Source organism: Lysobacter sp. GCM10012299 (genome assembly GCF_042649405.1).
GTDB lineage: Bacteria > Pseudomonadota > Gammaproteobacteria > Xanthomonadales > Xanthomonadaceae > Lysobacter_J.
The window spans coordinates 304,269-329,777 of record NZ_JBHRZC010000002.1 but is presented as its reverse complement, the minus strand read 5'-3'; the positions used below and the strand labels follow the sequence as shown (position 1 = coordinate 329,777).

General features: G+C 68.4%; 24 protein-coding genes. 14 read left to right on the top strand and 10 right to left on the bottom strand.

All coding sequences use genetic code 11. The features are described from left to right. Positions 1-193: 193 nt before the first annotated feature. The 3 genes from ACFOPO_RS05790 to ACFOPO_RS05780 are packed head-to-tail and all read left to right on the top strand — an operon-like array spanning position 194 to position 2,789. Entirely contained in the window at positions 194-1,447 is a 1,254-nt protein-coding gene (locus ACFOPO_RS05790; protein WP_386701837.1) for an aminotransferase class I/II-fold pyridoxal phosphate-dependent enzyme, read from the top strand. Between the two features lie 5 nt (positions 1,448-1,452). Further along, complete coding sequence (locus ACFOPO_RS05785; protein ID WP_386701835.1) at positions 1,453-2,082, top strand: SGNH/GDSL hydrolase family protein; 630 nt, start codon at positions 1,453-1,455, stop codon at positions 2,080-2,082. Next, positions 2,079-2,789 carry a class I SAM-dependent methyltransferase gene (locus tag ACFOPO_RS05780; protein WP_386701833.1) on the top strand — a complete coding sequence of 237 codons (711 nt, stop codon included), beginning with the start codon at positions 2,079-2,081 and terminating at the stop codon, positions 2,787-2,789. Before ACFOPO_RS05785 ends, ACFOPO_RS05780 begins: the two co-directional genes overlap by 4 nt. Here ACFOPO_RS05780 and ACFOPO_RS05775 read toward each other — a convergent pair. Further along, the gene (locus tag ACFOPO_RS05775; protein WP_386701831.1) at positions 2,739-3,593 is read right to left on the bottom strand and encodes a polysaccharide deacetylase family protein; all 855 of its coding nucleotides are present in this window, start codon (positions 3,591-3,593) and stop codon (positions 2,739-2,741) included. The genes ACFOPO_RS05780 and ACFOPO_RS05775 overlap by 51 nt on opposite strands. Before the next feature lie 67 nt (positions 3,594-3,660). On the opposite strand from ACFOPO_RS05775, the gene grxD reads away from it, so the two are divergent. After that, positions 3,661-4,587, top strand: coding sequence for a Grx4 family monothiol glutaredoxin (gene grxD / locus ACFOPO_RS05770; RefSeq protein WP_386701829.1), 927 nt, complete (start codon positions 3,661-3,663; stop codon positions 4,585-4,587). A 48-nt stretch (positions 4,588-4,635) separates the two neighbouring features. Here the strand turns inward: grxD and ACFOPO_RS05765 are convergent, their stop codons facing one another. Next, on the bottom strand, positions 4,636-5,187 hold the full coding sequence (locus ACFOPO_RS05765; protein ID WP_386701827.1) for a DUF924 family protein: 552 nt from the start codon (positions 5,185-5,187) through the stop codon (positions 4,636-4,638). 152 nt (positions 5,188-5,339) lie between these two features. Beyond that, complete coding sequence (locus ACFOPO_RS05760; protein WP_386701825.1) at positions 5,340-5,906, bottom strand: lysozyme inhibitor LprI family protein; 567 nt, start codon at positions 5,904-5,906, stop codon at positions 5,340-5,342. Positions 5,907-6,128: 222 nt separating this feature from the next. Between ACFOPO_RS05760 and ACFOPO_RS05755 the strand changes: the two genes are divergently transcribed. Next, positions 6,129-6,428 carry a hypothetical protein gene (locus tag ACFOPO_RS05755; RefSeq protein ID WP_386701823.1) on the top strand — a complete coding sequence of 100 codons (300 nt, stop codon included), beginning with the start codon at positions 6,129-6,131 and terminating at the stop codon, positions 6,426-6,428. Positions 6,429-6,515: 87 nt separating this feature from the next. Here ACFOPO_RS05755 and ACFOPO_RS05750 read toward each other — a convergent pair whose 3' ends face one another. Then, positions 6,516-7,292 (bottom strand): AMP nucleosidase, encoded by a 777-nt coding sequence (locus tag ACFOPO_RS05750; protein ID WP_200609089.1) that lies wholly within the window; start codon positions 7,290-7,292, stop codon positions 6,516-6,518. A 216-nt stretch (positions 7,293-7,508) separates the two neighbouring features. On the opposite strand from ACFOPO_RS05750, the gene ACFOPO_RS05745 reads away from it, so the two are divergent. The 7 genes from ACFOPO_RS05745 to ACFOPO_RS05715 all read left to right on the top strand — a co-directional run bounded on the left by ACFOPO_RS05745 (position 7,509) and on the right by ACFOPO_RS05715 (position 13,887). After that, a complete protein-coding gene (locus ACFOPO_RS05745) occupies positions 7,509-8,984 on the top strand; it encodes an amidohydrolase (protein WP_386701821.1) in 1,476 nt (491 codons plus the stop codon). Between the two features lie 38 nt (positions 8,985-9,022). After that, positions 9,023-10,300 carry an amidohydrolase family protein gene (locus ACFOPO_RS05740; RefSeq protein ID WP_386701819.1) on the top strand — a complete coding sequence of 426 codons (1,278 nt, stop codon included), beginning with the start codon at positions 9,023-9,025 and terminating at the stop codon, positions 10,298-10,300. A 119-nt stretch (positions 10,301-10,419) separates the two neighbouring features. After that, positions 10,420-10,824, top strand: coding sequence for a DUF1761 domain-containing protein (locus ACFOPO_RS05735; RefSeq protein WP_386701817.1), 405 nt, complete (start codon positions 10,420-10,422; stop codon positions 10,822-10,824). A gap of 43 nt (positions 10,825-10,867) precedes the next feature. Next, the gene (locus tag ACFOPO_RS05730; RefSeq protein WP_386701815.1) at positions 10,868-11,515 is read left to right on the top strand and encodes a 2-hydroxychromene-2-carboxylate isomerase; all 648 of its coding nucleotides are present in this window, start codon (positions 10,868-10,870) and stop codon (positions 11,513-11,515) included. A 355-nt stretch (positions 11,516-11,870) separates the two neighbouring features. Further along, on the top strand, positions 11,871-12,818 hold the full coding sequence (locus ACFOPO_RS05725; RefSeq protein WP_386701813.1) for a DegV family protein: 948 nt from the start codon (positions 11,871-11,873) through the stop codon (positions 12,816-12,818). Positions 12,819-12,874: 56 nt separating this feature from the next. Next, the gene (locus ACFOPO_RS05720) at positions 12,875-13,219 is read left to right on the top strand and encodes a hypothetical protein (protein WP_386701811.1); all 345 of its coding nucleotides are present in this window, start codon (positions 12,875-12,877) and stop codon (positions 13,217-13,219) included. After that, positions 13,216-13,887, top strand: coding sequence for an ATP-binding protein (locus tag ACFOPO_RS05715; protein WP_386701809.1), 672 nt, complete (start codon positions 13,216-13,218; stop codon positions 13,885-13,887). The genes ACFOPO_RS05720 and ACFOPO_RS05715 overlap by 4 nt, the downstream gene beginning before the upstream one ends. On the opposite strand, the gene fghA is transcribed toward ACFOPO_RS05715, so the two are convergent. The 4 genes from fghA to ppc form a co-directional block, all read right to left on the bottom strand. Then, the gene (gene fghA / locus ACFOPO_RS05710; RefSeq protein WP_386701807.1) at positions 13,884-14,714 is read right to left on the bottom strand and encodes an S-formylglutathione hydrolase; all 831 of its coding nucleotides are present in this window, start codon (positions 14,712-14,714) and stop codon (positions 13,884-13,886) included. The genes ACFOPO_RS05715 and fghA overlap by 4 nt on opposite strands. 68 nt (positions 14,715-14,782) lie before the next feature. Beyond that, positions 14,783-14,908 (bottom strand): hypothetical protein, encoded by a 126-nt coding sequence (locus ACFOPO_RS05705; protein WP_386701805.1) that lies wholly within the window; start codon positions 14,906-14,908, stop codon positions 14,783-14,785. Between the two features lie 83 nt (positions 14,909-14,991). Beyond that, a complete protein-coding gene (locus ACFOPO_RS05700; protein ID WP_386701803.1) occupies positions 14,992-16,101 on the bottom strand; it encodes an S-(hydroxymethyl)glutathione dehydrogenase/class III alcohol dehydrogenase in 1,110 nt (369 codons plus the stop codon). 150 nt (positions 16,102-16,251) lie between these two features. After that, positions 16,252-19,008, bottom strand: coding sequence for a phosphoenolpyruvate carboxylase (ppc, locus tag ACFOPO_RS05695; RefSeq protein WP_386701801.1), 2,757 nt, complete (start codon positions 19,006-19,008; stop codon positions 16,252-16,254). 167 nt (positions 19,009-19,175) lie between these two features. Between ppc and ACFOPO_RS05690 the strand changes: the two genes are divergently transcribed. Further along, positions 19,176-20,816 carry a tetratricopeptide repeat protein gene (locus ACFOPO_RS05690; protein WP_386701799.1) on the top strand — a complete coding sequence of 547 codons (1,641 nt, stop codon included), beginning with the start codon at positions 19,176-19,178 and terminating at the stop codon, positions 20,814-20,816. A 95-nt stretch (positions 20,817-20,911) separates the two neighbouring features. Here the strand turns inward: ACFOPO_RS05690 and ACFOPO_RS05685 are convergent, their stop codons facing one another. Next, on the bottom strand, positions 20,912-22,276 hold the full coding sequence (locus ACFOPO_RS05685; protein ID WP_386701797.1) for a glutamate--cysteine ligase: 1,365 nt from the start codon (positions 22,274-22,276) through the stop codon (positions 20,912-20,914). Positions 22,277-22,748: 472 nt separating this feature from the next. Here ACFOPO_RS05685 and ACFOPO_RS05680 point away from each other — a divergent pair, with 472 nt between their 5' ends. Beyond that, a complete protein-coding gene (locus ACFOPO_RS05680; protein ID WP_386701795.1) occupies positions 22,749-23,801 on the top strand; it encodes a LacI family DNA-binding transcriptional regulator in 1,053 nt (350 codons plus the stop codon). Between the two features lie 12 nt (positions 23,802-23,813). Here the strand turns inward: ACFOPO_RS05680 and ACFOPO_RS05675 are convergent, their stop codons facing one another. Then, complete coding sequence (locus ACFOPO_RS05675) at positions 23,814-25,508, bottom strand: alpha-amylase family glycosyl hydrolase (protein ID WP_386701793.1); 1,695 nt, start codon at positions 25,506-25,508, stop codon at positions 23,814-23,816. Between the last annotated feature and the right edge of the window lies 1 nt (position 25,509).

Below are 25,509 nucleotides of genomic sequence, written 5' to 3'. Positions count from 1 at the left end.
GATGGGTGCATGCCCGGGATTCTAGCCGTCATCCCTTCTGCACGGGGGCCGACGGCACTGACCCCGGTGATCCCGAGCGCGGCGAACGGTTAACGCTCACACCGGCAAAGTTGCACGTAAATGCGCCTTTTCCGCTGCCGTTCGCGCCAGTTTCGGCTAGTCTGGCCCTCCGACCTCCCATTTGTCCGCAGCAATGTCCCAGTCCCCCGTGAAGACCCGCGAACGCCTGTCCGAAGTCCGCTACGAGATCCGCGGTGAACTGGCCCGGCGAGCCCGCGAGCTGGAGACGCAGGGGCGCAAGCTGATCAAGCTCAACATCGGCAACCCGGGCGCGTTCGGCTTCCGTGCGCCGGAGCACCTGCAGCGCGCGATCGCAGACCACATCAGCGACACCGACCCCTACACCCACCAGCAGGGCCTGCCGGCGGCGCGCGAGGCGATCGCCAGCTTCCACAAGCAGCGCGGCACGCCCAATGCGAGCCCGGAGCGGGTGTTCGTCGGCAACGGTGTCAGCGAGCTGATCGATCTGTCGCTGCGCGCGTTGCTGAACCCGGGCGACGAAGTGCTGCTGCCCTCGCCCGACTACCCGCTGTGGTCGGCCGCGACCATCCTCAACGACGGCCGCCCGGTGTATTACCGCTGCCTGCCCGAGAACGGCTTCTTGCCCGACCCGGACGAGATCGCCTCGCTGGTGTCCAGCCGCACCCGCGCGATCGTGCTGATCAACCCCAACAACCCGACCGGCGCCGCGTATCCGCGCGAGCTGATCGAGAAGATCGTCGCCATCGCTGCGCGCCACAAGCTGCTGCTGATGTGCGACGAGATCTACGACTCCATCCTCTATGACGGCAACCAGTTCACCCCGATCGCGCCGATCGCCGGCGACCTGCCGTGCCTGTCATTCGGCGGCCTGAGCAAGGTCCATCGCGCCTGCGGCTGGCGCGTGGGCTGGGCGGTGCTGTCGGGCGACCCGGTCGCCAGCGGCAACCTGCACCACGCCATGGACCTGCTCGGCGCGTTGCGCCTGTGCGCCAACGTGCCCGGCCAGTTCGCGATCGAGGCGGCACTGCATGGCGAAGACACCATCGCGCCGCTGTGCGCGCCGGGTGGGCGCCTGTTCGAAGCGCGCCGCGCGGTGATCGACAGCGTCGCGGCCAGCAACCACCTGCAGCTGGTGGAACCGGCGGGCGCGCTGTATGCGTTCCCGGCGGTCACCGGCGCGGCGGCGCAGGGTTTCGACGACCACCGCTTCGCGCTCGAGCTGCTCGAGACCGAGGACGTGCTGGTGGTGCCGGGCTCGAGCTTCAACGTGCCCTACCGCAACCATTTCCGCGTGACCCTGCTGCCGCAGCCGGACGACCTGCGCGAAGTGTTCCGACGCATCGAGCGCCTGCTCGACCGTTACGCCGGCAGCGACGCCGCGCAGGCACAGGCGGCCGTGGCCTGATCGTCATGGCCAGCGTCCCCGCCAACGCACTGTCGTACCTGGCGCTCGGCGACAGCTACACGATCGGTGAAGGCGTGCCCGAGGACGGGCGCTGGCCGCGCCAGCTCGCCCATGCACTGCGCGAGGGCGGCATCGCCCTGGCCGACCCGCGCATCATCGCCACCACCGGCTGGACCACCGACGAGCTGGCGTGGGGCATCGATGGCGCCGAACCGCTGGGCGAGTGGGATTTCGTCAGCCTGCTGATCGGCGTGAACAACCAGTACCGCGGCCGCAGCGCGGTCGAATACCGCAGCGAGTTCGAGAGCCTGCTCAGGCGTGCGATTGCTTTTGCCCGCGGCCGCGCCGACCGCGTGCTGGTGCTGTCGATCCCGGACTGGGGCGCGACCCCGTTCGTGAAGACCACGCAAGCCACGCCGGCCGCCATCGCCGCCGAACTCGACGCCTTCAACGCCGCCGCGCAGGTGGTGTGCGAAGCGCATGGCGTGGCCTTCGTCGACATCACGCCGGTGTCGCGCGAGCGCGGCGGCGAAACGCTGATGCTGGCCGATGACGGCCTGCACCCGTCGGCGGCGATGTACACGCAATGGACCACGCTGGCCTTGCCGGTCGCGCGCGAGCTGCTGTCGCGATGAGCGACTCCGCCAGCGCGACGACGCACGCCGCGACGGCACCGTTGCCTGGCAAGCAGGCACGCGCGCTGGCGTCGGCCTTCCTGCCGCGCGAGCACTGGTACGGCCGCCGCGATTACTACTACGCCTGGAGCAAGTTCGGCACCGATCCGTTGTATCCCGGTGTCTGCGAGGCGCTGCGCGGCACGCAGGCGCCGTTGCTGGACATGGGCTGCGGACTGGGCCTGCTGGCGCACGCATTGCGCGCCGATGGCCAGCGCATGCCCTACCGCGGCTATGACAACGACGTCGACAAGATCCTGCGCGCGCGCAAGGCCGCGGCGCGCTGCGACCTGGGCGACGTCGCGTTCGAGACCGCCGACCTTGCGCAGGGCGTGCCCGCGCACCAGGGCAGCGTGGCCGTGCTCGACGTCCTGCAGTTCGTGCCGGTCGCGGCGCAGATGCAGGCGATCGACCAGGCCATCGCGATGATCACGCCGGGCGCGAAGCTGGTGATCCGCACCGGACTGGCGGACGGCAGCCATCGTGCCCACGTCACGCGCTTCGTCGATGTCTTCGCCAAGGTGGTCGGCTGGATGAATGCCGCACCGCTGAACTACCCCGATGCCGATGCCGTGCGCGCGCGCCTGGCCGATGCCGGGTTGAAGGCGACGTTCACTTCATTGCGCGGGCGTACGCCGTTCAACAACTGGTTGATCGTCGCCGGCTGATTGACCCAGCTGTTCCGGCAGCACCGTGCGATACCCGCGCTGCTGGAGACGATCAAGCACCGCCGCCAGCGTCTCGACATTGCGGCCATGGCGCGCACCTTCGTGCAGCAGCACGATCGCGCCGGGTGCGAGGTCGCGCTCGATGCGCGCGGCCACGCCGGCCGGCTCCTTCAACACCGCGTCGAAGCCGCGCGCGGACCACGCGACGCGCGCCAGTCCGTGGTGCTTGAGCGCGGATGCCACGAACGGGTTGGCCATGCCGACCACCGCGCGGAACCAGTGCGGCGGTGCGCCGGCCAGTTGCGTCAGCGCCGCCTGGGCGTCGTCGATCTGCGCCCGCATCGCTTTCGGCGGCAGCGCCCAGAACCGCGCCTGCGGATGGGTGTGGCTGTGCTGGCCGATGCCGTGGCCACGGCGTGCGATCTCGGCGACCAGCTCCGGCCGCGCCTGCGCGCGGTCGCCGACCAGGAAAAAGGTGGCGCGCGCGTTGCGCGCATCGAGCAGGTCGAGCATCGCCCGGGTGTCGTCGGAGGGGCCGTCGTCGATGGTCAGCCAGACCACGGGCTCGGTCGTCGGCAACCGCGTCAGCACGGGGCTGAGCAGGCGCGATTGCGGCCGCAGCGTCGCCCACACCAGGGCCAGGTGGCTGGCCAGCAAGGCCGCCAGTCCCGCCATCCAGCCCCACTGCCACCAGATCGCGACCACCGCCAGCTGCGAGGCGGCGAACAGCCATGCCCAGGCGTGGGGATGGCGCGGCGGCCGATGGAACGCGGGCGGTCGGTGGAAGTCGGGCATCGGATCCATGGTAGCGGGGTTGCCTCCCGGCCGCGGCGCCCCCACATGCACCACATCACCTCAAGGCAAAACCCCCATGTCCCTCGATCCCGCCCTGCGTTCGCGCATCGAAACCCTGCTGCAGTCCAACCGCGTCGTCCTGTTCATGAAGGGCGCGCCGGAGGCACCGCAGTGCGGCTTCTCGGCCAAGGCCGTCGGTGTGCTCAATGCACTGCTCCCGCAGGGCTATGCCCACGTCGACGTGCTGTCGGACCCGGCGATCCGCGAGGGCATCAAGCAGTACGGCAACTGGCCGACGATCCCGCAGCTGTACATCGACGGCGAACTGGTCGGCGGCAGCGACATCGTCGAGCAGATGGCCGGCAACGGTGAACTGCACGGCGTGCTTGGCCTGCCGGCACCGGACCGCAGCCCGCCGAAGCTGACCATCACCCCGTCGGCAGTCGAGATGCTGCGCGGCGCCATCGCCAATGCCGGCGAAGGTTACGCAGTCCAGCTCGACATCGACGCGCGCCACAACGCGCGCCTGCAGCTGGCGCCGGTGGATACCAATGCCGTGGCGGTCGAAGTGGACGGCGTGCGAGTGCAGACCGACTGGATGCAGGCGCGTCGCGCCGACGGCATCACCATCGACTGGGTCGATGACGAACGCGGTCGCGGCCTGGTCGTGAACAACCCGAACGCACCGCCGGCGGTGAAGGCGATCACGCCGGCCGAGGTCGCCGCACGCGTGGCGGCCGGCACCCTGCGCCTGGTCGACGTGCGTCCCGCGCCGGAGCGCCAGCTGGCCAGCGTCGCGGTCGCCTTCGACAGTTTCGACAATGGCTTGGAGGCGCTCGAAGCGCTGCCCAAGGACACCGCGCTGGCGTTCCTGTGCCACCACGGCGGCCGCAGCCAGCAGGCCGCCGAGCACTTCCGCGACCACGGCTTCCGCGAGGTCTACAACGTCATCGGCGGCATCGACGCGTGGGCGGACATCGACGCGAGCGTGTCGAAGTACTGATCCAGTTGATCGCAGGCAGGAGCGGGCTTGCTCGCTCCTGCTTCCAGTTCAAGCGAAACCACCGCCCGCATCCAGGTAAGCCTGCTCCTCCGGCGAACTGGTGCGGCCCAGCTCGCGATTGCGGTGCGGGAAGCGGCCGAAGCGTGCGATCACATCACGATGGCGACGGGCGTAGTCGAGGTACTCGTCGCCCATTTCGCCACCGATCGATGACGCCAGTTCGACCGACCGCTCCTGGTCGGCGATGGCTTCGGAATGCTCGAACGGCATGTAGAAGAAGACGCGCAATGCCGGGTCGACCTGGTGGTCGTAGCCACGCTCGATCGCGCGTGCAGCGTAATGACGCGCCAACGGATCGGTGGCGTAAGCATGGCCGCTGCCGCGAAACACGTTGCGTGGAATCTGGTCGAGCAGGATCGCCAGCGCCAGCGCGCCGTCGGGCGTCTCCATCCAATCCTCGAGTTCGCGGCGCGCGGCCTGGTGGTGCGCCGGCAGCCATTCCTCACGGCAGCGCGCGTCGAATGCTTCGTCGCGAGTGAACCAGCGTTCGTACCCTGATTGCTGCCAGAAGGCGAGGATGTCCTTGGGATCGATGTGCATTGCGCGGGTCCGTGGGGGATGGAGGTATCACCGTTCGCCCTGAGCGTAGCGCAGCGAAGTCGAAGGGTTGATGCACCGGAACACCCTTCGACTTCGGCGCTGCGCGCCTACGCTCAGGGCGAACGGTGAGTGTGGGTTGCGCTGGCGGTCCGCTATATCGACTCGTCCGCCAGCTGCGTTTCCAGTTCGTTGATCCACAGTTCGGTGACGCTCTCCAGCGTCACTGCATGGATCAGCGGGCGGATCGATCCGCCCGAGTACGACTGCGAGACGAAGCGCGCGTAGCGCTCGCGGAAGGCCAGCCAGCTGCGGTGGGCCTCGTCGAACACCGCCAGTGACTCGCCATCCAGCTGCCGACGCAGGTGCGCGACCACCGTGGCCAGTCGGGCCTCGGCACGCTGCAATTCACCGGCCGCCTGTTCGTTCATGTCGGACTGGGTCACGGCGGCATCGTCGCTCTGGCGGGCCACTTCCTCGGCCTTGGTGAAGTAGTTGTCGGCGATGCGCGCGGCGGTTTCGGCCTTGCCGATCAGGCGCTGCTCGAACTGGCGCAGGTCGTCGAGGTTGGTGTTGGCGCTGTCCAGACCCTGCTTGAGGTCGAGCAGTTTCTGGTTGCGCTCGATCGCCTCGACGGCGCCGCGACGCTCGACCCGGCGCTGGACGAAATAGAACAGCCAGGTGAGCACCGCGCCCGCCAGCAGATAGATGAATTTGTCCATTCTCCCCTCCCCCTCCAGCCCTCATTTTCCAGGGCACCAGTGTGCCTTGGAGGCGTCGCAGGCCCTGCGATGGCGGGCGGCCAAGGTAGCTGGCCGGGGCCTGACGACACTGCGTTCACGGCACCTGCACAAGACTGAACAACCCCGCGGGCCGCTCAGGCGGCCGTCACATTGCCACCGCCATTTTCCATGCCGCAAGTCACTTCCAGAGGGAACTCCACCATGAAGCAGTCTGTTGTCGCAGCCCTGTTGCTTGCAGCCCTGCTCGCTCCACTCGCAGGGAACGCGCAGAACATCCAGTGCACGCTGCTCTGCAATCCGCCTCGCATGATCTGCTACCCGGCCGGCACGATCCCGCCGATCAACCGCATCTGCCCGCCGAACCGCAACGCCGAGGCGCCGGTGGCCGAGTCGACGCTGGCACCGCCATCGCAGTCGAACGCTGCCCAGAGCGCGTGCTCGGCGGTGTCGGTGTTCAACGAGGAAACGCAGAGCTACGAGTGGCAGATGGATTGCGATTGATTGCAGCCATTGCACGGTGCGTGGAAAAGGCCGGCGATTGCCGGCCTTTTCTTTGCGTGGGCCCCGGGTGCGCTGCGCTTACCCGGGCTACTCGTCGAAGCGGAGGTGGCGCACCGACTTGCCGTTACGGCGAATGAGCCGCAGCGCTTCGATGCCGACGTTGATGTGGTTGTCGACGTAATCCGAGCTGACGCGTGCATCGGAGGCTTCGGTCTTCACGCCTTCGGGGATCATCGGCTGGTCGGAGACCAGCAGCAGTGCGCCACACGGAATCCGGTTGGCGAAACCGGCGGCGAAGATCGTCGCGGTCTCCATGTCGATGGCCATGCAGCGCATCGTGCGCAGGCGTTCCTTGAAGGCGTCGTCGTGCTCCCAGACGCGGCGGTTGGTGGTGAACACCGTGCCGGTCCAGTAGTCGTGGCCGAGGTCGCGGATCATCGTCGAGACCGCGCGCTGCAGCGCGAACGCCGGCAGCGCCGGTACCTGCGCCGGCAGGTAATCATCGCTGGTGCCTTCGCCGCGGATCGCCGCGATCGGCAGGATCAGGTCGCCGAGCTGGTTCTTGCGCTTGAGGCCGCCGCACTTGCCCAGGAACAGCACCGCCTTGGGCATGATCGCGCTGAGCAGGTCCATCATGGTCGCCGCGTTCGGGCTGCCCATGCCGAAGTTGATCATGGTGATGCCGTCGGCGGTGGCACTGGGCATCGGCCGGTCCAGGCCGATCACTTCGGCGCCGGTCAGGCGCGCGAAGGTGTGCAGGTAGCCGCCGAAGTTGGTCAGCAGGATGTGTTCGCCGAACTGGTCCAGGGGCACGCCGGTGTAGCGGGGCAACCAGTTGTCTACGATCTGTTCCTTGTCTTTCACGTACGAATACCTCGCGTTGTCTCTTGCCGGGGCCAGCGTGCTGGCACGTATGACAAGCTCCAACGCCCGGTCGCCAGCGTTGCTGGCGCCTACCAGGGCGGGGCTGCCTGGAGCTGCATTCTCTCATGCCCGGCCATGACCAATGTCGGGTTTGCATGGACCTGCCGCCGCGGCTAGGGTGCGGATACGTTGTTCGTGCCACCTCCGGGGAAAACCATGTTCCGACCTCTGGTCGCCGCGCTCGCCGCGGTGCTTTCCGTCGGCGTCGCCCATGCGGCTTCGCCCGACGCGCCTGCGTCGCAGTCTCCCGCCTCGAGCTCGAAGTCACGCTTCGTCGAGGACCCGTACCCGAGTACCTACCGCGCGATCGCCGCCGGCCCGGTCCTGATCGAGCATGCGACCGTGCTCACCGGCACCGGCCAGCGCCTCGACGACGCCGACGTGCTGCTGCAGGACGGCAAGGTGGTCGCGGTCGGCACTGCGCTGCAGGCACCGGCCAGCGCCACCCGCGTCGACGGCACCGGCAAGTGGGTGACGCCGGGCATCATCGACGTGCATTCGCACCTGGGCGTGTACCCCACCCCGGGCGTGAGCGCGCACAGCGACGGCAACGAAATGACCGGCGCGGTCACCGCCAACGTCTGGGCCGAGCACTCGATCTGGCCGCAGGATCCGGGCTTTGCCGCGGCACTGGCCGGCGGCATCACTTCGCTTCAGGTGCTGCCGGGTTCGGCCAACCTCGTCGGCGGCCGTGGCGTGACGCTGAAGAACGTCGCCGCCACCACCTACCAGGCAATGAAATTCCCGGAGGCGCCGTGGGGCCTGAAGATGGCCTGCGGCGAGAACCCCAAGCGCGTCTACGGCCAGAAGAGCGGCCCGGCCACGCGCATGGGCAACGTCGCCGGGTACCGTGCTGCCTTCATCGATGCCAGCGAATACCTGCGCAAGAACGGTGGTGGCAAGAAGAACGACACGGCGCCGAAGAAGAAGCACTGGTGGCAGTCGAGCAACGGCAACGGCGCCGACAGCGAAAAGGACACCGGCGGCAAGCGCGACCTCAAGCTCGACACGCTCGCCGGCGCCATCAACGGCGACATCCGCGTGCAAATCCACTGCTACCGCGCCGACGAGATGGCGATCATGCTCGACCTGGCCAAGGAGTTCGGCTTCAAGGTCGCCGCGTTCCACCACGGCGTGGAGGCGTACAAGCTGGCCGACCGTCTCGCCGCCGAAGGCGTGTGCGGTGCGCTGTGGGCCGACTGGTGGGGCTTCAAGATGGAGGCCTTCGACGGCATCCAGGAGAACCTCGCCCTGGTCGATCGCCCCGCCAACAGCTGCGCGATCGTCCACTCCGATTCCGACGAAGGCATCCAGCGCCTCAACCAGGAAGCGGCCAAGGTGATGGCGCACGCCAGGCTCGCCGGCATGGACATCGCACCCGAACGTGCGATCCGCTGGCTGACCCAGAACCCTGCCAAGGCGCTGGGAATCCTCGAGCGGACCGGCACGCTGGAGCCGGGCAAGATGGCCGACGTTGTGGTCTGGAACGGCAATCCCTTCAGCGTGTATGCGCATGCCGAGCAGGTCTACATCGACGGCGCGCGCGTGTTCGACCGCAATGACCGCAGCCGCCAGCCGGTGTCGGATTTCATGCTGGGACAGGGCGCTGCGGCGCAGGGAGGTGTGCTGTGAGCCGGAACCGACGTCCTTGGATTCCCGCCTTCGCGGGAATGACGATGCTGCTGGTGATGTCCGCCGCGGGCGCGCAGGAACTGCTGATCCGCAACGCCACCGTCCACACCGCGACCGCACAGGGCACGCTGCACAACGCCGACGTGCTGGTCAGCGGCGGCACGATCCGCGCGGTCGGCACGGGCCTGGTCGCGCCGGCCGGCGCACAGGTCATTGATGCCCAGGGCAAGCCGCTGACGCCGACGCTGTTCGGCGGCATCACCGAGATCGGCCTGGAGGAGGTGTCGGGCGAGAAGGCCACCAACGACGAAACGCTCACCCTCGGCGCCGACACCAAGCAGATGACGGTGCGGCCGGAGTTCGACGTGACCCTGGCCTACAACCCGGACTCGGTGCTGATACCGGTCGCGCGCATCGAAGGCATCGGTTGGACGTTGCTGGGTGCCGGCACCGGCACCGGTGGTTCGATCGTTGCCGGCCAGGGCGGCGTGGTGCGGCTGGACGGCAGCGCCGACCCGGTCGGGCCGCGCGACCTGTTCCTGCGCATCGGTGGCGATGCCATCGGCCTGAGCGGCAACTCGCGCGCGGCGCAGTGGATGATCCTCGACCAGCTCATCGATGAAGTGCGCGGGCGCATCCCCGCCGATGCCAACGCGGCACTGCTGACACCGGCCGGAAGGGCGACGCTGGCCCGCTACATCGGCGGCGGCGGCCGCGTCGTGGTTGCCGTCGACCGCGCCGCCGACATCCGCCAGTTGCTGCGCTGGTCGGCGCGCCACAACATCCGCATCGCCATCGCCGGCGGTGCCGAGGCCTGGCGCATGGCACCGCAGCTGGCCGCGGCCAAGGTGCCGGTGTTCGTCAATCCGCTCGGCAACCTGCCGTACGACTTCGACCAGATCGGCGCGACCATGCTCAACGCCGCGCGCCTGCGCGCCGCCGGCGTGCGGGTGGGCTTCACCCAGACCGGCGACGCTTCGCACAACGCCCGCAAGATGCGCCAGCTGGCCGGCAATGCCGTGGCCAATGGACTGCCCTGGGAGGACGGCCTGGCCGGCCTGACCCAGGTGCCGGCCGAAGCCTTTGGCGTGGCCGATCGCATGGGCAGCATCGCGCCGGGCAAGCGCGCCGACCTGGTGCTGTGGAGTGGCGACCCGCTCGAAGTCAGCGCCCTGGCCCTGCAGGTGTGGATGGACGGCCGCGCGATCGAGATGCGCAGTCGCCAGACCGAGCTGCGCGATCGCTACCTCAATCCGGCGACACCGGCAGAGAACGGCGGGATGCCGCGGGCGTATCCGCAGCCGACCGGGCGCTGAGTCGCCCGGCCCCGACCTCGTAATGGGGTCGGGGCCGGCAGCCGCTGATCGGCGCCAACTTCGGCAAAGCAGGCGGGTATGCTGGGCTGATCCCGTTCCTTTACTCGACGACCGACTCAATGACCTTGCCGCACATCGACTTCAACTGGCTGGCGGTGATCGCCGCCGCCGTTTCCGCGTTCGTCCTCGGCGGGATCTGGTACGGGCCGCTGTTCAAGCAGGCCTGGTGCCGCGAGGCCGGCATCGACCCCAACAGCGCCCCGGCCCATCCCAAGCTCACCTTCGCCACCGCCTTCGGCTGCAGCCTGCTGGCCTCCTTGATGTTCGCGATCTTCCTCGGCCCGGAGGGCAATGCCGCCAGCGGCTTCGGCGCCGGCTTCGTGGTCGGCCTGTTCTTCGTCGCGATGAGCTTCGGCATCAATTACGCCTTCGCCCAGCGCAGCGCGAAGATGTGGATGATCGACGCCGGCTACCACATCGCCCAGTTCAGCCTGTACGGGCTGATCATCGGCGCCTGGCACTGAACTGCTGCCACTGAACGCCTGCCACTAGAGAGAACCCTTCGCCATGGATAAGGCTCCGCTGGTCTGGTACTTCGACTTCATTTCGCCGTTCTCGTACCTGCAGTGGCAGAAGCTCAAGCCGCTGCTGCGCGAGTTCGAGATCGACGGGGCGCCGGTGCAGCTGGTGCCGATCGTGTTCGCCGCGGTGCTCGATGCCTGCGGCCAGAAGGGTCCGGCCGAGATCCCGGGCAAGCGTGAATTCACCTACCGGCACGTGCTGTGGCTGGCGCGCCAGCAGGGCGTGCCGCTGCGCTTCCCGCCGACGCATCCGTTCAACCCGCTGGCGGCGTTGCGCCTGAGCATCGCCGCGGGCAACACGCCCGAGGCGGTCGATTCGATCTACGACTGGCTGTGGGCGCAGGGCCGCGCCGGCGACAGCCTCGAGGCACTGGTGCCGCTGATGGCGGTACTGAACGTCCCGGCCGAGGCGCTCGATGCGGCGCCGACCAAGGCGGCGCTGCGCGCCAACACCGACCAGGCCATTGCCGCCGGCGTCTACGGCGTGCCGACCCTGGCCGTGCGCGGCGAGCTGTTCTGGGGTAATGACGCCCATGATTTCGCCCTGTCGGCGCTGCGCGATCCGACGGTGCTCGACGACGCCGAGATGCAGCGGGTGTCGCAGTTGCCGGTGGGGTTGCAGCGCCGGCGGTGAGGCGGCGGTCCCGGGTGCGCTTCGCTTACCCGGGCTACGCGCGGTGTGCATGTCGGTCCCGGGTGCGCTTCGCTTACCCGGGCTACGTGCGGTGTGCATGTCGGTCCCGGGTGCGCTTCGCTTACCCGGGCTACGTGCGGTGTGCATGTCGGTCCCGGGTGCGCTTCGCTTACCCGGGCTACGGTGGTGGGGTGTAGCCCGGGTAAGCGGAGCGCACCCGGGGCCCTCCACCCACGATCTCCGTTCAGGATTCCGCCGCGCATTGCTTTGCTGCACCCGCAGCGAGACCCGCGCCGCGAAGCAGGTATGCTGCGCGTCACAGTTTGACGCCAGCGCTGCAATTCGGAGGGGGAACATGCGCATTGGACTCGTGGTCGATTCGGCCTGCGATCTGCCTTTGGAGTACCTGGAGCAACACAACGTCGATGTGTTGCCCATCACCGTGCGCATCGGCGAGGCCGTGCTGGCCGACCGTCGCAACGAGCAGGCGACCCTGGAGTTCCTGCACGCCCACGTCGCCGAACGCGGCCACGAAGCAGAGACCACGCCCTACACCGTCCAGCAGATCCAGGACCTGTTCCTGAGCCGGCTGGTGATCGACTACGACTACGTCTTTTGCATGACGATCACCAAGACGCGCAGCCCGATCTTCGACAACGCGCAGCAAGCCAGCTTCGCGATCCTCAGCGACTACAAGGCCGCGCGCTCGGCCGCCGGCAACAACACGCCGTTCGCGCTGCGCGTGGTCGACAGCCAGAACCTGTTCGCCGCCCAGGGCATCGGTGCGGTCGAGGCGGTGCGTCTGCGCGAAGCCGGCGAAGGCGCGCCGAAGATCCGCGCACGCCTGGAAAACCTGGCGCTGCACACCCAGGGCTACATGGTGCCGCCGGACCTGTACTACCTGCGCGCCCGCGCCCGCACCAAGGGCGACCGCAGCGTCAGCTTCCTCAGCGCCGCGCTCGGCAGCGCGCTCGACATCAAGCCGGTGCTGCACTGCAATCGCGGCGAGACCGCCCCGGTGGCCAAGATCAAGGGCTTCGAGCCGGCGGTGGAAAAGCTGTTCGCGCACGCCGCGCAGCGCGTCGAGGCCGGCGAACTGCTGACCCCGACGCTGTGCCTGAGCTACGGCGGCGAACTTGACGACATGCGCAAGCTGCCCGGTTACGAGCGCCTGCGCGATGCCTGCGCCAGCAACAACATCGAGCTGTTCGAGTCGGTGATGAGCCTGACCGGCATGGTCAATGTCGGCAAGGGCGCGGTGGTCGTGGCCTTCGCCGCCGAGGGTCAGAAGTTTCACGGCTAATCATGGCCGTCACGGTGGCGGAGTAAGGTAGGCGGCACCCCACACCGGAATCGTGCATGGCCACTCGTTACTACATCCGCCTTCCCGATGCGACGCGCGCCCGCGGCAGCGATGCCGCGTTTTCCTTCAGCGCCGTCAGTGCCGAAGGGTTCGCCGAGCAGCTGCAGGCTGCGTTGCGCGACAGCGCGTTGTTCGACCGCTGGAAGGCGCGCCAGGAAGACCCCGACGCCGTCGATCCGGCGCTCGGCGCCACCGATGCCGCGGCCACCGTGCACGGCGAGCAGGAAGACCTGCACATCGACCTCGTCGTCACCTCGTCCATCTCCGGCACGGTGCTCAAGCACCGCCTGCGCCTGCTCGCCGGCAGCGGCTGGGAACTGCGGGACGTGACCTCGGCATGAGCCAGCGGTTGTTGTCGTGGAGCGGCGGCAAGGACGCGGCCTGGACCTTGCACACCCTGCGCCAGCGCGACGATGTCGAGGTCGTGGCCCTGCTGACCACCGTCACCAGCGGCTACGACCGCGTCGCCATGCACGGCATCCGCCGCGACATCCTGCATGCGCAGGCCGAGTCGGCCGGGCTGCCGTTGATCGAGGCGGTGATCCCGCCCAAGTGCGACAACGACAGCTACGAGGCCGCGTTCGCCCTGGCGCTGGCGCAGGCGCGCGAGCGCTGGCCGACGCTGGACTGCATTGCCTTCGGCGACCTGTACCTGGCCGACGTGCGCGCCTGGCGCGAGGCCTCGTGCGCACGCCTGGGCTGGTCGATCGACACCCCGCTGTTCGGCGCCGATACGACCGCGCTTGCACGCGAGATGATCGCGTCGGGACTGCAGGCGCGGCTGTGCTGCGTCGATACGCAGCAGCTGGCGGCGGACTTCAGCGGGCGCGCGTTCGACGACGCCCTGCTCGCCGCACTGCCGCCATCGTGCGACCCGTGCGGCGAGAACGGCGAGTTCCACACCCTGGTGCATGCCGGGCCGATGCTCCGCAGGCCCATCGCCGTGCAGGCCGGCGAAAAGGTGCTGCGCGACGAACGCTTCGCCTACGCCGACTTCCTTCTCGCCTAGTCCCTCAGCGCCTGTGCATGGTGAGCAATGTGCTCGCCGATGAAGGTGGCGATGAAGTAGTAGCTGTGGTCGTAACCCGGGCGCATGCGCACGTCGAGCGGATGGCCCGCGGCGTCGCAGGCGTCCTGCAACAGCTGCGGCCGCAACTGCGTCACCAGGAACTCGTCGGCGTCGCCCTGGTCGACCAGCAGCGGCAGGCGCTCAATGGCACTGGCCACCAGTTCGCTCGCGTCCCATGCCTTCCATGCCTCGCGGTCATCGCCCAGGTACGCGGCGAACGCCTTCTGTCCCCACGGCACCTGGCTGGGCGCGACGATCGGCGAGAACGCGGACACGCTGCGGTAGCGTCCGGGATTGCGCAGCGCGGCCACCAGTGCGCCGTGCCCGCCCATCGAATGGCCGCTGATCGCACGCGCATCGCTGGCGGGGAAGTGCGCCTCGACCAGCGCCGGCAACTCGCGGGTGACGTAGTCGTGCATGCGGTAGTGCGACGCCCACGGTGCCTGGGTCGCATCGACATAGAAGCCGGCGCCCTGACCGAGGTCGTAGCCGTCGGCGTCGGCGATGCCGGGGCCGCGCGGGCTGGTGTCGGGCGCGACCAGGATCACCCCGTGCTCGGCCGCGTACCGCTGCGCGCCGGCCTTGGTGATGAAGTTCTGCTCGCTGCAGGTCAGGCCGCTGAGCCAGTACAGCACCGGCAAGCGACGATCCTTCGCCTGGGGTGGCAAGTACACGCCCAGGCGCATCTCGCAGCCCAGCGATGACGACGCGTGCTTCCACACTTCCTGCTGCCCGCCGAAGCAGGCATGCCCTTCGATCCGTTCCATCGTTATCCTTTCGGGTCAGCTCTTGAGCACGCCGGATTTCTTCGCCGCGTGCGTGGATAGTGCATCCATCAGTGTCGGTGACAGGCAGTCGTACGGCTCCAGCCCGAGTTCGCGCTGCCGCCGGCGAAGTCGGACGCACCGCCCTTGCGCACGCCCTGGTCGACGGACGGGTGGATGGCCACTGCACTGTTCATGGTTCACCTCCAAACGTGGCGTCGCAGGTTCGCAGCGACGCGAGTGCGCCCCCGTGTGCTTTGCTCCGTCAGAAATGGATCATTCAAAAATGGATCACGGTGCGGATCGACTTGCCTTCGTGCATCAGGTCGAACGCTTCGTTGATCTGCTCCAGCGGCAGGTTGTGGGTAATGAAGGGATCGAGGTTGATCTCGCCCTTCATCGCCTGCTCGACCATGCCCGGCAACTGCGTGCGGCCCTTGACGCCACCAAATGCCGTGCCGCGCCAAACGCGACCGGTGACCAGCTGGAACGGACGCGTGCGGATCTCCTGGCCGGCACCGGCGACGCCGATGATGACGCTCTCGCCCCAGCCCTTGTGGCAGCACTCCAGCGCGGCGCGCATGACGTCGACATTGCCGATGCACTCGAAGCTGAAATCGACGCCGCCGTCGGTGAGCTCGACGATCACGTCCTGGATCGGCTTGTCATGGTCCTTCGGATTGACGCAGTCGGTCGCGCCCATGCTGCGCGCCAGCTCGAACTTGCCGGGGTTGGTGTCCACCGCGATGATCCGGCCGGCCTTGGCCTGCACCGCGCCCTGGATCACCGCCAGGCCGATGCCACCGAGGCCGAACACGGCGACGCTGTCGCCTTCCTTGACCTTGGCGGTGTTGTGCACGGCGCCGATGCCGGTGGTGACACCGCAACCGAGCAGGCAGACATTCTCCAGCGGCGCCTGCGGGTTGACCACGGCGAGCGAGACTTCCGCCACCACCGTGTACTCGCTGAAGGTGCTGGTGCCCATGTAGTGGTAGATCGGCTGGCCGTTGTAGGAGAAGCGCGTGGTGCCGTCCGGCATCAGGCCCTTGCCCTGGGTGGCGCGCACGGCCTGGCACAGGTTGGTCTTGCCCGACAGGCAGAACTTGCACTTGCGGCATTCGGCCGTGTACAGCGGAATCACGTGGTCGCCGGGCTTGACGCTGGTGACGCCCTCGCCGACTTCGATGACTACACCACCGCCTTCATGCCCGAGGACGCTCGGGAAGATACCTTCCGGATCGTCGCCGCTGAGCGTGAACGCATCGGTGTGGCAGACGCCGGTGTGGGTGATCTTCACCAGCACTTCGCCGGCCTTGGGCGGGGCGACGTCGATTTCGACGATCTGCAACGGCTGGCCCGGGGCAAAGGCGACGGCGGCACGGCTTTTCATGGAGGCGGATCCGGAACGGGGTTATGGAGGTGTCATCCCCGCAGGCGGGGATTCAGCCGATGATTCTAGGCCCCGTGTGTAAAGCCCGCGTTGCCCGATCAGCCCGTAGCCCGGGTAAGGCCAAAGGCCGCACCCGGGACCGCCCGACCCTCACCCCGTGTTCTGTATCCCCGCCGAGATGCCGTTGACCGTCGCCATGAGCGCCTGCAGCAGCTCATCGTCCGGACGCCCGGCGGCGCGCCAGCGCGCCAGCAGGTCCACCTGCAGCAGGCTGATCGGATCGACGTACGGGTTCCGCAAGCGGATCGACTGCCGCAACCGGTAATCGCCCGCCAGCAGCTCGTCGCTGCCTTTGATCGCCAGCACCGCGGCGCGCGTGCGCTCGAATTCCGCGGCGATGCCCGGATGGAAACGCTCGTGCAGGTCGCCGGCGAGCTGCGAGTAACGCTCGAAGATTGCCGGATCGGACTTGGCCAGCATCATTTCCAGATCGTCGATGAGCGTGCCGAAGAACGGCCAGTCGCGCGCCATCTCCGCCAGCGTGTCGCGCCCGTGCGTCTGCAGCGCCTGCTCCAGCGCGCTGCCGACGCCGTACCAGGCGGTCAGGCCGGCGCGGTTCTGCGACCACGCGAACACCCACGGGATCGCCCGCAACGACGACACATCGCCATCGCCGGCGCGCTTGCTCGGGCGCGAACCGATGCGCAGGCGTTCGATCACGTCGATGGGCGTGGCGGCTCGGAAATAGGCCGGGAAGTCCGGATGCTCGTGGACCAGCGCGCGGTAATGGCTGCGCGCGTTGGCCGACAGCTCGTTGGTGATGGCGCGCCAGGTCGCCTCGCGCGGCTCCGGCGGCCGCGGCCGCAGGGTCGCGCGCAGCACCGCGCCGGTGGCCTGTTCGAGGTTGCGCAGCGCGATCGCGCGGATGCCGTACTTGCGATGGATCACTTCGCCCTGTTCGGTCAGGCGCAGGTAACCGTCGACCGAACCGCGTGGCGCGGCGATCACCGCGCGCTCGGTCTTGCCGCCACCGCGGCTGATCGATCCGCCGCGGCCGTGGAAGAAGGCGATGCGCACGCCGCTTTCCTGCGCCAGTGCGGTCAGCGCGATCTGGGTGCGCTGCAGCGCCCAGCGCGAGGCGAGCATGCCGCCGTCCTTCGCGCTGTCGGAATAGCCGAGCATCACCACCTGGCGGTCGCCGCGCGCGGCGAGGTGCCGGCGATAGACCGGGTCGGCGAACAGCGCGCGCAATGTGTGGGGCGCGGCATCGAGGTCGTCGACGGTTTCGAACAGCGGCGCGACGTCGAGCGGCACGCGGCCGTCACCGTCGATGCAGCCGGCGATGCGTGCCAGGGCGAGCACCGCCAGCGCGTCGGCGGCGCTGCGGCTCATGCTGACGATGTAGGGGCCGAACGCGCGCGGACCGTAGCGCGGGCGCAGTCGCGCCACCGCGCGGAACACTTCCAGCGTCGGCCGTGCCTGGCCATTGCCGAGCGTCGGCGCCGGCGCGCTGCCGTCGAGCAGCGCATGCAGGCGCTGCGCGCGCTGTTCGCGCGTGTGCGATTCCCAGGCCGGGTCGGCGAGCAGCTCGGCCAGGGCGGCGTCGTGCGTCGCCGAATCCTGGCGCAGGTCGAGGCTGGCGAGGTGGAAGCCGAAGCATTCGACGCGACGGCGCAGGCGGCGCACGGCGAAGCCGCCGGCGTGCTCGCCCTGGTGCGCGGCCAGGCTGCGTTCGATCAGCAACACGTCGGCGAGGAAGGTCGCCGCATCCGGGTAACCGTGGACATGGTCCTCGGCGGTGGCGCGCAGGCGCGCGCCGATCAGCGCCAGCAGGTTGCGGTAGGGCATGTCGGCGTGGCGCGGACGCAGCGCCGCCGCGGCCTTGGGCAACAGGTAGCGGTACTCCTCGATGCGCAGCATCACCTCGTCGGCGACGCTGACGCGGCCCAGCGACTGGCTCAGCAGTTCGCCCAGTGCCGACACTTCCTGGCGGTACGCGCCCAGCACCAGCTTGCGCTGCCCGGCCAGGCTGGCGGCGATGGTATCGGCGCCGACGTTCGGGTTGCCGTCCATGTCGCCGCCAACCCAGGTGCCGAAGCCGATGACTTCCGGCGCCGGCGTCGCTTCGCCGTAGGCTTCGCGCAGGGCATCCTCGAACACTTCGTAGAACACCGGCAGCACGCGGTACAGCACTTCGGAGAGATAGAAGCCGACGTGCTCGAATTCGTCGGCCACGCTCGGCTTCACCGGCGAGGCTTCGGCGGTCTGCCAGCCGGCGGTCAGCGCCAGACGCATGCGCTCCAGGTCGGCGCGGTGTTCGTACGGCGTGCGGCTGCGGTCGATGTCGTCGATCAGGCAGGTGACGATCTGCCGTTCCTTTTCCAGCAGCGCGCGCCGCACCGCTTCGGTCGGGTGCGCGGTGAACACCGGTTCGATGCGCAGCCGCGACAGCAGGCTGGTCACTTCGTCCAGGCTCACGCCCTGCGCGGCCAGCGACGACAGCACCTCGCGCAGGCTGCCCGGCTGCGCGCTGGCGCCACGGCGCTCGTAGTCGCGGCGGCGACGGATGCGGTGCACGCGCTCGGCGACGTTGACCGCCTGGAAGTAGGTGGCGAAGGCTCGGACGAGATCGCCGGCGTGTTCAAGCTCGGTGCCGGCCAGCGCCTGCGCCAGTTCGGCGACCGGCGCCTGGCTTTCGCGGCGGCGGATCGCGGCGCGGCGCAGGCGCTCGACTTCGGCCAGGAACTGCGGACCGCGCTGCTCGGCGAGGATCTCGCCGACGAGGGCGCCGACGGTTTTGACGTCTTCGCGAAGCAGGGCATCGTTGGGCGCGAACTCGACGGTGCGCAGTGGCTCTTCGGCGGGCTCAGCACTCGACTGGGAGGCAGACACGGTGGCGCGGCTCATGGTCATCCGCCGAGCCTACCGCACTGCAACATTTAACGGCGACCGTTTCAGTCGCAACGGATGGGCGGGGTGGTCGCGGTCTGCCCCGGCGCCTGTTCATGGCCCCGGCGACCTGCCGGGGCCGTGGCTGACGTTCAATACCCTTGGCCCCTACCCGCGCGACTGCCATGACTCGAACGCTTGTTCTGTTGCTGAGCTGTTTCGCCCTGCTTTCCTGCGAAGCCCCGACCACCCGCGACGAGAAGGCCGCGGCCGCTCCGCCGCTGTTCGACACCTTCGGCCAACTGCACCGCGACATCGGCACGCGCGTGCCCGAAGCGCAGCGTTACTTCGACCAGGGCCTGCGCATGGCCTACGGCTTCAACCACGAAGCCGCCGGCCGCGCCTTCGCCCAGGCCGAGCGCCTCGACCCGAAATGCGCCATGTGCGTGTGGGGCCAGGCGCTGGTGCTGGGCCCCAACATCAACCTGCCGATGCCGCCGGAACTGTCCGCCGACGCCACCCTGCTGGCGTCGCGCGCGCAGGAGCTGGCCGCGAACGCCAAGCCCGCGGACCGCGCCCTGATCGCCGCGCTGTCCAAGCGCTACACCGCGCCCGCGCCCGACGACCGCAAACCGCTGGACGAGGCCTACGCCAAAGCGATGGGCGAAGCCGCGGCGCAGTTCCCCGATGACGACGACATCGCCACGCTCTATGCCGAATCGTTGATGGACCTGTCGCCGTGGGCGTACTGGACCGCCAACGGCCAGGCGGGCGAGCACACCGGCACGATGGTGGCGATGCTGGAGAAGGTGCTTCAGCGCAATCCGAATCACATTGGCGCGGCCCACTACTACATCCACGCCGTCGAAGCGTCGAACGATCCCAAGCGTGCCGAAGGCTATGCCGACAAGCTCGCTTCGCTGGCGCCGGGCTCCGGCCACCTGGTGCACATGCCGGCGCACGTCTACATCCGCATCGGCCGCTACCACGACGCCACCCTGAGCAACCTGGCCGCCAGCACCGCCGACAAGGATTTCCTGGCCGTGTGTCGCGGCAGCAATGGCGCGTACCCGCTCGGTTACGTCCCGCACAACTGGCACTTCGCGGCGATGTCGGCCGCGCTGCACGGCTCGCGCACGTTGACGATGCAGGCCGCCGAGCAGACCGCCAAGCGGGTCGACCCGCCGCAGATGGAAGCGATGAGCTTCATGCAGCAGTTCCTGGTCACCCCGCTGTTCGCGCAGGTCCGCTTCGGTGAGTGGGATGCGATCCTGGCGACGGAAGCGGCCCCGGCGGCGTTGCCGTTCCCGCGCGGCGTCTGGCATTTCGCACGCGGCATGGCGCTGGTGCGCACGGATAAGCCGGCTGCCGCGCTCAAGGAGCTGAAAGCATTGAAGGCCATCGCCGCCGACCCCGAGCTGGCGAAGGTCGGGCTGTTCGGCATGAACAGTGCCGACCGCGTGCTGGCCGTGGCCGAGCCGATGCTGCGCGGCGAGATCGCGCTGGCGCAGAAGCAGCGCAAGCCGGGACTGGCGGCGCTGCGCGAAGCCGTCGCCGCCGAGGACAAGCTCAACTACAACGAACCGCCGGACTGGCCGCTGCCGGTGCGTCCGTACCTGGGCGCGGCACTGCTGGATGCCGGTCGCGCCAAGGACGCGGTGGTCGTCTATGAGGAAGACCTCAAGACCTACCCGGAGAACGGCTGGTCGCTGTACGGCCTGGCGCAGGCGCAGAAGAAGCTCAAGCAGGACGCGAGCGAGACCGAGCGGCGGTATGCGGCGGCGTGGGAATGGGCGGACGTGAAGCTGGTGGCTTCGCGGTTCTAGGAAACAGGGGTCATAGGAAACAGGGGTCAGAGTACGTTTTCCACTCGTGCCGAGCGGAAATAGCACTCTGACCCCGGTTTGGGCGAAGCCCCTGGTCAGTACGCGAACTCGGTAAACACCGGATCGACGTTGCCGCCCCACGGGCCGTGGAACAGCTCGAGCTTGCGCTCGGCCGGGGTGATGCCGGCTTCGGCGAACTCCATCATCGGGTCCAGGTAGATCGATTCGTCGGCGCCGTTGCGGTTGAGGCGCGCGCGCCGGGCCAGGCCGTGCGCGGAAATCTCCAGCGACTTGCGCGCCAGGTCGAGCACCGTGCCGTTACGGAACGGAAGCTTCAGTGCCTGGCGCGGCACGCCGTCGCGCAGGGCATGGCGCTCTTCCAGGGTGAAATCCTTGACCAGGTCCCACGCGGCATCGAGCGCGGCATCGTCGTAGAGCAGGCCGATCCAGAACGCAGGCAATGCACAGATACGGTTCCACGGGCCCGAATCGGCGCCGCGCATCTCCAGGTATTTCTTCAGGCGCACTTCCGGGAAGGCGGTGGTGCTGTGGTCGGCCCAATCGCGCAGCAGCGGACGATGGCCCGGGTAGGCCGGCAGCTTGCCGTCGAGGTAATCGCGGAACGACTGGCCTGACGCATCGATGTACTCGCCGTCGCGGTAGACGAAGTACATCGGCACATCGAGCAGGTAGTCCACATAACGCTCGTAGCCGAAGCCGTCCTCGAAGACGAAATCGAGCAGGCCGGTGCGGCCGGCATCGGTGTCGGTCCAGATGTGCGAGCGGTAGCTGAGGTAGCCGTTGGGCTTGCCCTCGGTGAACGGCGAGTCGGCGAACAGCGCCGTGGCGATCGGCTGCAGCGCCAGCGAGACGCGGAACTTCTTGACCATGTCGGCCTCGGAGCCGACGTCGAGGTTGACCTGCACCGTGGAGGTGCGCGTCATCATGTCCAGACCGAGCGAACCGACCTTGGGCATGTACTCGCGCATGATCTTGTAGCGGCCCTTGGGCATCCACGGCATCTCATCGCGGCGCCACTTGGGCTGGAAGCCCATGCCGAGGAAGCCCAGGCCCATCGGCTCGGCGACCGCGCGCACTTCCTTGAGGTGGCTGGAGGTCTCGCTGCAGGTCTGGTGCAGGTTCTCCAGCGGCGCGCCGGACAGTTCCAGCTGGCCGGCCGGCTCCAGCGACACCGAGGCCTGGTCGCGGGTGAGCGCGATGACGCGGCCATGCTCCTCGACCGGCTGCCAGCCGAAACGGGTCAGGCCCTTGAGAAGCGCCTCAATGCCACGGTCGCCGTCGAAGGTCGGCGGACGCAGGTCGTCGGTGCGGAACCCGAACTTCTCGTGCTCGGTGCCGATCTTCCAGTCCTCGCGCGGGCGCGCGCCGGAGCTGAGGAACTCGACCAGGTCGGCCCGGCCCTCAATGGCTACTTCCTTGACATGACTGGGACCGGACACGTGCACCTCGCGGGGGGAATTCCATTTGCAGGGCAGGTGCCCCGCGCATCTGCAGGGCCGATGCCCTGCTCGCGCGATGTGGCCAAAGCGCGGAACGGCGGTGCAGTGTCGCGATTGCTCGCGCAAACGACGTGAAGGCACCCACCTGTCCTGCATCGTGGGGTCGTAACCGCTGATAGCAAGCCTTGCGCAGTGTAGCGGTGGCCGCGTTTGGAACAATGGCGGCCCTGAAACGCTGTAGGTCGTCATTTGGTGTCGACGGTGGCCGCCGTGCGGGACCCGGGTGCGCTTCGCTTACCCGGGCTACGCCCGATGTAGCCCGGGTAAGGCCAAAGGCCGCACCCGGGTCCCGGCGTCGACACCACAGCAACGTAGCCCGGGTAAGCGAAGCGCACCCGGGGCAACACCCACCCACACCCACTGCGCTGCGCTGCGGCATGCCTTACGGGACAGTGCTCCCTACACTGGCCGAATGTCCCAATTGCAGTTCGTCGGTCGCAGCAAGAAGACCAAGACCACCTCGCTCGACATCGCCCACCGGGCCGGTGTCTCGCAGGCGACGGTGTCGCGCGTGCTCCGCGGCAGTCCGCTGGTGAACGCCGAGACCCGGCGCCGGGTCGAGGACGCCGTCCGCGAGCTCAATTACAAGGTCGACCGCCACGCCTCCAGCCTGCGCACCCAGCGCTCGGGCACCCTGGCGCTGCTGCTGTTCGAGGACCCGACCCCGGACGAGTCACACATCAACCCGTTCTTCCTGTCGATGGTCGGCTCGATCACCCGCGCCTGCGCACGCGAGGGCCAGGACCTGCTGATCTCGTTCCAGCAGCTGTCCGACGACTGGCACGCCGACTACGAGGACAGCATGAAGGCCGACGGCCTGATCCTGCTCGGCTACGGCGACTACCTGGCCTACCAGGGCAAGCTGGAAAAGCTGGTCGAACAGGGCACGCGCTTCGTCCGCTGGGGCGCGGTGCTGCCGGACCAGCCGGGGCAATCGATCGGCTGCGACAACTTCAATGGCGGCCGCCTGGCCGGCGAGCACCTGGTGGCGCAAGGGCGTCGACGCATCGCCTTCCTTGGCGGCGCCTCCAGCCATTGCCCGGAGTTCTTCGACCGCTTCCGCGGCTGCGACGCTGCACTGCGCGAAGTCGGCGGGGCGATGGAGGCAATCCTGCAGGTCGATGCGGAAAGTTCGGAAGAGGACGGCTACAACGCCGCCGCGGAACTCATCGAACGCGGCGGCGCCTTCGATGCGGTGTTCGCCGCCAGCGACCTGATCGCGATTGGCGCGATGCGGGCCCTGGCCGACGCCGGGCTGCGCGTGCCGGAAGACGTCGCCGTGGTCGGCTTCGACGACATCCCGATGGCGCGCTTCGCCACGCCGCCGCTGACGACGGTGTTCCAGGACACCAAGCGTGCCGGCGAACTGCTGGTGGAGACGCTGATGCGCCAGGTGCACGGCGAGACGACGCAGAGCATCACGCTGCCGGCCTCGCTGGTGGTGCGCAAGTCGAGCGGGGCCTGAGGCCCCGATTCGTTACTGCGGGCGCTTCGTCCGCATCGCCGCATCCAGTTCGCGCCGAAGGTCGGCGCGGGCCACCGGCGCATCGAGCAGATACACCTCGACGCCATGCGCCGGCACGGTCGCCGCAAGCGCCTTGCCAGCGGCGACATCCACCTCGCCACCGCCGATCGCCGCCTTCCACCGCCCCGCCTGCAACCAGCGCTTAACCTCGAACTGCGCCGGCTGGTCACCCTTGTTGAGCAGCACCAGCGCGATCTGCGACACGCCTTCGTGCTGGTAGACGCGATAGAACGCGGCGCGATCGCCCTTGAGCTCCACATCGAGCTGCACGCCGCGCTGCAGAGCCGGTGACGCGGCGCGGACCTTGGCGATCCGCTTCAGGTTCTCGCGGATCGGGTTGCCGACCGCCGAATTCACCCGCTCCTGCCCAAAGTAATTGCGATTTCCCGCATGCTCGGCACGACCGCGCATGAAGCCGACTTCCGAGCCGTAATAGACCACCGGGATGCCGCGCGCGGTGAACAACCAGTTGTTCGCGTCGATGAAGCCCTCGTCGCTGGCATCCAGGCGGGGCATGTCGTGGTTGTCGTAGAAGGTCATCAGCTCGTACGGATTCGCGTACGGCCCGCCCTGCAGGTACAACCGCGGCTGCAGGTTTTCGAAGCCGTGCGGCTTGTCGCCGCGGCCGAACACCTGCGACATGCGCTCCTTCATCGGGAAGTCGAGCACGCTGATCGCGCCGTTCTTCGCCCACGTGTGCGGGGCGATCTTGGCCGGGTCGTATTCGAAGTTCTCGCCGAACATGAAAAGGCCCGGCCGCTGCGCGCGCATGCGGTCGGCGAACTGCTTCCAGAAGGTGTGCGGCATCCAGCCGATGGTGTCGATGCGCAGTGCATCGGCGCCCTGCCCCAGCCACTGCAGGTAGGCGCCGGACAGGTAGTCGAGCACGGCCGGGTTGCCGTCGTTGAAGCTGGCCAGTTCGGCGATCTCCGCCGGCGAGCGGTAGAAGGCGTGCAGCGGGTTGTGCACCGGGTCGAGCTTCTCCGGCGGCAGGTTCTGGTGGTCGGCGAGCAGCTTGCCGTCGCGATCGTAGACCTTGCCGAACTCCGGCTGGCTCTTCGGCATCGAGAATGCCGGTGAAGCGTGGTTGCCGACGATGTCGAGCACGACCTTCATGTCCTGGCCGTGCATGGCCTGGGTGAAGCCGGCGAAATCCAGGCCCGGGCTGGGCAGGTGCTCGTCGAGCTTGTAGAAATTGACGCCCCAGTAACCGTGGTAGCCGGTCTTGCCCTGGTCGGTCCAGAAGCTGCCCCAGCTGACCGGCTTGCCGCCGGTAAACGCGGCATCTGGCTGGTCGACGATGGGCGTGATCCACACCGCGGTGAAACCCATGTCGCGGATGTAGCCGACGTTGTCGAGCACGCCTTTGAAGTCGCCCCCGAGGTAACCGATGTTGTCGGTTTCGCCGTTCGGCCCGGGCACGGGCCGGTCGAACGTGCGCGTCGCCGGATCCGGACCGCCCTGTTCGCGATGGTCGTTGCTGGTGTCGCCGTTGACGAAGCGGTCGGTGACGACGAAGTACACCGACTCGCTGGCAAACGGTTCTAGCGTTCCGTAGTAGTCCGGCGCCCGGTCGGCAGCTGCTGCTTGTGCGGAGAGTATGGCCAGCAGCGTGGCGGCGAGCGGTCGGAACTTCGGGTTCGGCATC

Coding starts and splice junctions, on each gene's coding strand:
- ppc (WP_386701801.1), bottom strand. CDS start 19,008: ATGAGCCGCGCCACCGTGTCTGCCTCCCAGTCGAGTGCTGAGCCCGCC.
- ACFOPO_RS05730 (WP_386701815.1), top strand. CDS start 10,868: ATGGATAAGGCTCCGCTGGTCTGGTACTTCGACTTCATTTCGCCGTTC.
- fghA (WP_386701807.1), bottom strand. CDS start 14,714: ATGGAACGGATCGAAGGGCATGCCTGCTTCGGCGGGCAGCAGGAAGTG.
- ACFOPO_RS05725 (WP_386701813.1), top strand. CDS start 11,871: ATGCGCATTGGACTCGTGGTCGATTCGGCCTGCGATCTGCCTTTGGAG.
- ACFOPO_RS05760 (WP_386701825.1), bottom strand. CDS start 5,906: ATGGACAAATTCATCTATCTGCTGGCGGGCGCGGTGCTCACCTGGCTG.
- ACFOPO_RS05715 (WP_386701809.1), top strand. CDS start 13,216: ATGAGCCAGCGGTTGTTGTCGTGGAGCGGCGGCAAGGACGCGGCCTGG.
- ACFOPO_RS05780 (WP_386701833.1), top strand. CDS start 2,079: ATGAGCGACTCCGCCAGCGCGACGACGCACGCCGCGACGGCACCGTTG.
- ACFOPO_RS05775 (WP_386701831.1), bottom strand. CDS start 3,593: ATGGATCCGATGCCCGACTTCCACCGACCGCCCGCGTTCCATCGGCCG.
- ACFOPO_RS05690 (WP_386701799.1), top strand. CDS start 19,176: ATGACTCGAACGCTTGTTCTGTTGCTGAGCTGTTTCGCCCTGCTTTCC.
- ACFOPO_RS05700 (WP_386701803.1), bottom strand. CDS start 16,101: ATGAAAAGCCGTGCCGCCGTCGCCTTTGCCCCGGGCCAGCCGTTGCAG.
- ACFOPO_RS05755 (WP_386701823.1), top strand. CDS start 6,129: ATGAAGCAGTCTGTTGTCGCAGCCCTGTTGCTTGCAGCCCTGCTCGCT.
- ACFOPO_RS05735 (WP_386701817.1), top strand. CDS start 10,420: ATGACCTTGCCGCACATCGACTTCAACTGGCTGGCGGTGATCGCCGCC.
- ACFOPO_RS05745 (WP_386701821.1), top strand. CDS start 7,509: ATGTTCCGACCTCTGGTCGCCGCGCTCGCCGCGGTGCTTTCCGTCGGC.
- ACFOPO_RS05790 (WP_386701837.1), top strand. CDS start 194: ATGTCCCAGTCCCCCGTGAAGACCCGCGAACGCCTGTCCGAAGTCCGC.
- ACFOPO_RS05680 (WP_386701795.1), top strand. CDS start 22,749: ATGTCCCAATTGCAGTTCGTCGGTCGCAGCAAGAAGACCAAGACCACC.
- ACFOPO_RS05705 (WP_386701805.1), bottom strand. CDS start 14,908: ATGAACAGTGCAGTGGCCATCCACCCGTCCGTCGACCAGGGCGTGCGC.
- ACFOPO_RS05765 (WP_386701827.1), bottom strand. CDS start 5,187: ATGCACATCGATCCCAAGGACATCCTCGCCTTCTGGCAGCAATCAGGG.
- ACFOPO_RS05785 (WP_386701835.1), top strand. CDS start 1,453: ATGGCCAGCGTCCCCGCCAACGCACTGTCGTACCTGGCGCTCGGCGAC.
- ACFOPO_RS05740 (WP_386701819.1), top strand. CDS start 9,023: ATGACGATGCTGCTGGTGATGTCCGCCGCGGGCGCGCAGGAACTGCTG.
- grxD (WP_386701829.1), top strand. CDS start 3,661: ATGTCCCTCGATCCCGCCCTGCGTTCGCGCATCGAAACCCTGCTGCAG.
- ACFOPO_RS05720 (WP_386701811.1), top strand. CDS start 12,875: ATGGCCACTCGTTACTACATCCGCCTTCCCGATGCGACGCGCGCCCGC.
- ACFOPO_RS05675 (WP_386701793.1), bottom strand. CDS start 25,508: ATGCCGAACCCGAAGTTCCGACCGCTCGCCGCCACGCTGCTGGCCATA.